Source organism: Pseudomonas sp. Irchel 3E13 (assembly GCF_900187455.1).
In the GTDB taxonomy this organism is placed as follows: Bacteria; Pseudomonadota; Gammaproteobacteria; order Pseudomonadales; family Pseudomonadaceae; genus Aquipseudomonas.
Map to the genome: position 1 here is coordinate 1 of NZ_FYDX01000047.1, position 1,232 is coordinate 1,232.

The window sequence follows — 1,232 nt, forward strand, 5'->3', positions numbered from 1 at the left end:
TGAATCGCCCCTAGTTTCGTAGACACCTCCAAGCCTCATAATGAGGCCCAAATAGGAGGAGCCATGAGTCGTCAGCGTTACCCCGAAGAATTCAAGATCGAAGCGGTCAAGCAAGTGACCGAGAAAGGCAAACCTGTCGCCGATGTCGCCCAGCGCCTGGGTATGTCCGTGCACAGCCTTTACGCCTGGATCAAGGTCTACAGCAAGCCCCAAGAGCAGCGTCAGCAAGACGACGATCAGCAGGCCGAACTGCGCAAGCTACGCGCTGAACTCAAGCGCGTGACGGAAGAGCGAGACATCTTAAAAAAGGCCGCCGCGTACTTTGCCAAGGAGTGCGGCTGAAGTACGCCTTCATCAAGAAGCACTCGACTGATTACCCGGTGCGGCGCCTTTGCCATACCCTCAAGGTGCACCCCAGCGGTTATTACGCCTGGCTGGCCGAGCCTCAATCTTCCCGAGCAAAAGAAGATCAACGTCTGCTTGGCTTGATCAAACACGCTTGGCTGGAAAGCGGAGGTGTATACGGCTACCGCAAAATTCACGATGACCTGCGTGAGCTGGGAGAGGAATGCGGTCGAAATCGAGTCGGGCGCTTGATGCAGGCGGAGGGGCTGCGTTCTCAAACGGGCTATCGGCGGCGTCCAGGGTTCTATGGTGGAAAACCAACAGTGGCCTCGCCCAACCACCTCGCGCGGCAGTTCAAGGTCAGTGAGCCGAACAAGGTCTGGGTGACAGATATCACTTACATCCGCACCTATGAAGGGTGGCTCTACCTCGCGGTAGTGCTGGATCTGTTCTCACGCCAAGTAATTGGTTGGTCAATGAAGCCAAGGATGAGCAGCGACCTAGCTATCGACGCGATGTTGATGGCTGTTTGGCGACGCAAGCCTCAGCAGCAAGTGATGATTCACTCAGATCAAGGCAGTCAGTTCAGTAGCTCGGATTGGCAAAGTTTCTTGAAGGCCAACAATGTAATCAGCAGCATGAGCCGGCGGGGAAACTGCCACGACAATGCCGTAGCCGAGAGCTTTTTCCAGCTTTTGAAGCGGGAGCGAGTCCGACGAAAGATCTACACAACCCGTGAAGAAGCCCGAAGTGATATTTTCGATTACATCGAGATGTTCTATAACCCTAAACGCCGACACAGCAGTGCTATGCAGCTGTCTCCAGTAGAGTATGAGAAACGCTATTTCCTGAGCTTGGAGAGTGTCTAGGAAACCAGGGGCGATTCA

At 54.5% G+C, this 1,232-nt stretch carries 1 protein-coding gene; it reads left to right on the top strand.

The annotated features are described in order from the left end of the window. The first annotated feature begins 63 nt into the window (after positions 1–63). A protein-coding gene (locus CKW37_RS32270) for an IS3 family transposase (RefSeq protein WP_095160079.1) occupies positions 64–1,214 on the top strand; the annotation gives its coding sequence in 2 pieces (ribosomal slippage) (positions 64–307 and positions 307–1,214; 1,152 coding nt in all). Positions 1,215–1,232: the final 18 nt, after the last annotated feature.